The sequence below is a fragment of the Bartonella sp. CL436QHHD genome, from assembly GCF_042195105.1.
Classification (GTDB): domain Bacteria; phylum Pseudomonadota; class Alphaproteobacteria; order Rhizobiales; family Rhizobiaceae; genus Bartonella.
Genome location: NZ_JBHINR010000047.1, coordinates 1 through 2924, shown reverse-complemented (window position 1 = coordinate 2924; position 2924 = coordinate 1). Strand labels below are relative to the sequence as shown.

The 2924-nt window shown below is 44.1% G+C and carries 2 protein-coding genes; both read right to left on the bottom strand.

The genetic code is table 11. From position 1 onward, the window contains the following. Positions 1-266 (bottom strand): hypothetical protein (locus tag ACFIKN_RS06780; RefSeq protein WP_375658126.1); only part of this gene is annotated, 266 nt, incomplete at its 3' end. Then, positions 263-2924, bottom strand: a 2662-nt coding sequence (locus ACFIKN_RS06775) for a hemagglutinin repeat-containing protein (protein WP_375658125.1), incomplete at its 5' end; no start/stop codon positions are given. The genes ACFIKN_RS06775 and ACFIKN_RS06780, both read right to left, overlap by 4 nt.

The window sequence follows — 2924 nt, the reverse complement described above, 5'->3', positions numbered from 1 at the left end:
CCCCCCCCCCTTTCTTCATAGCGGAATCCTGATTGAACCATGCAAGCATGAATTGTTGCTATTGCATTATTACTGAGCTTTCTACTTTCTGGATCCTTATCATAAGGGGTTGGCATACCGCATTCTAACAAGGCTTTTCCTATCTCAGTAAAATCTGCTCCTGGCTTTTCCCATGCCCCTATAGAAGATGTGGGAGTTTTATTAAACTGGCACCCAGCTATACTGAATAGAGTTACAGCACTTAATAATTTTAAGGTTTGTTTCATTTTTTACTCCGTGATTTACTTAAAGGAAATTGTTCACGATGAGATAAACCATAATTATATCTACATTTATAACTCGCATCTCCAAGACAGGTATGGGAGCTTATGGGATTCATGATCACTCTCCACCATTCTGTCAAAACGTTACTACCAGCAGGTATTGTCTCGTAGGTATAGCCATTGCCGCCAATAATTCTGCTTACAAAGTCATATCTATTCCCATCAAAGCCAATAGTGGTTTGTTTGCCACCACTCACATAACCTAACAAACCGGATGCCGCCAAAACATTAGCCGCTGGTCCATAGAAACTGATCGTTGTATTGCCAGCTACATCATTTACACCTTCTTGTTTGAAAGAATTCATCATATTAAAGCCTGTCAAACTGCCACGACTATGGGCATCAAAATGCAATCCTGTGTTACCATAGCGAGACATTATATCTTTTGCTTCTTGTGTGGAATTGGTCAAACCCCAAAAGTTATTTTCCATAAACTTCTGATAGCCCGCGACCAGAAGTTCTGAGATAGCAGAATCGGCTTGGGGGAACACAACAAAATAAAGCGGTACATTTTTATTCTCCGCATGTTGCTCTGCATAAACAGCAGCTTCATAGGGTGGCGTAAAAATGCCATTGAGGGACACATGCACCTTGCCATCAGAGCCGGCTTGCAAATGCTGCTTTTCTTCATCCGTTAAATAATGAAACTTAGGGATATTTTGTCCACGAGCGTCTTCTATAGGCTCTCCATTTGCATCTATTTCATAGAGTATATTACCCTTTTCATCACGGTCGACCACGGCGATGGGGTGCTCTTTGATAAACATGGTTTTATAGGAATCATCGCTGTATTTAAACCCTTCTTCTAAAAGTTGCGTTGCCATTTCGCGGTTTTCATGGACGATTTGTTCCAGCTTGCCTACATCGAGCTGTTGTACACCCTTATGGGCGGTGGCAGTATCACGATTAAGGGAGGCTATGGCTTGTTCCACGTCTTGCCCTGTCAATGCCTTCTGCCCTGCTTCATCAGTAATGACGATGGTGCCATCGCTAATGGCGGATTTGGTATATCCTTCCTCTGAATCTTTAGCTTTTGAATGATCTAAGACATTTTTAGCAATGTTTTTCCCGACACCATATTTGCCCTGATACATCGGACCACCGGCAGAAATGCTTAAACCTTGGCTGCTAGCTTGAGCATGCGCACCGTTGCTGATATCACTGGTGCTGATGCTTCCTATGGTCAGGCTGTTTTTATCTGCCGGCGCGGTGCTGGCAATGATGCCTCCGGTCAGCGTTGTTTTATCTTTAACGTTGATCTTAAAACCGCCATCACCGGCTTTGATGCCTGATTGCTCCACAACACTGTGATAATCGCTAGAGGATTTATCCTTGTTCAAGGAAATATTGGTTGTGGCTGTACCTTCCTTTTCTCGGCTATTATAACCAATGGAAACAGAGTTTTGCTTGCTGGAACTTTGTCCCGTATCACTGCGGCTGACAACGGTAAAATCACCCCCTACTTCCATTTCTACACGCTCTCCAGAAACCACGGCGCCTGCCAATGTGGTGTTTGCCCCACTCGTTGTGTGAACTGTGCCGGTGCCTATAATATGGCTGTTCTTCTGGTGAACCTCCTCACTAGAACCCTTGCCTTTACCAAAAGAAGCATTCCCCATCCACCCTGTACCACCGGTACCATAACTATACCCAATATTCATTGAAGCGCTTTGCGTGTGGTTTTCTGTGCTCTGCGTGTTTTGCGCACTTTCAAAGATGATATCTTTACCTGCTCCCATGGTGATATTCCCGCTCTGTTCATCATTGCTTTGTATCGGGTTTGTGCCAGCAATAATATCGGCTCCAACACCATGGATGCTGCCTTTGTGGGCTTGCATATTAACAGCGCGTCCTGCTTCTATTGTACCTGTTACCGCAGTAGAGGTCTGAACAGAGGCTTCTGCCTTCTCTGTCTTAAAGCCCACGGTTACGCTAGCAGAAACATCAGCAATATCACGAATAGACTGTTTGTTTCCACCTTTCATCCCATTATAAAGACCTTTGCCTTTGCTATAGAGATCATAGCCTTTTAGACCAGCAATAAGACCATTACCGATTTTGTGTTTTGTATCCCCATGACCAAAACGTTTGACTGCATCCCTTACATCTTTTACGGCACCAAGAATGCCCACATTGACAGAGCCTGTCACACCAGCAAAAGACTTTTCATGCTTTTCTTTTGCGTTAGAGGTATCATAGCTTTCTGATAGTGTGATATTATTGCCGGCATCAATGTTGACATCACGATCCGCCGAAACAATGGCTGCTTGCATATTCACATCATTGTCAGCAGTAATCTGCACATCTTGGCGTGCCGTGATGTGTGATTGTGTGGAAGTATTTTCCCATTGATCGCCCGTATCTTTGGCGCTTGCAACCCCAACACCTACAGAAGCACCGCTGTTACTCTTTTCAAACTGAATGCCAAAGCCTGTACGTTCTTCCTTTGAGCTTGAGGAATGGCTATTATGACCAACAAGCACATTGACATCACGAGCTGCGGTAAGATTAACATTTTCCCCTGCAAGGTCAGAGCCAACAATTTTCACATCTTTTTTCTTGGCAGTGATGTTGATATTGCCATCCGCATTGAGAGAAGAA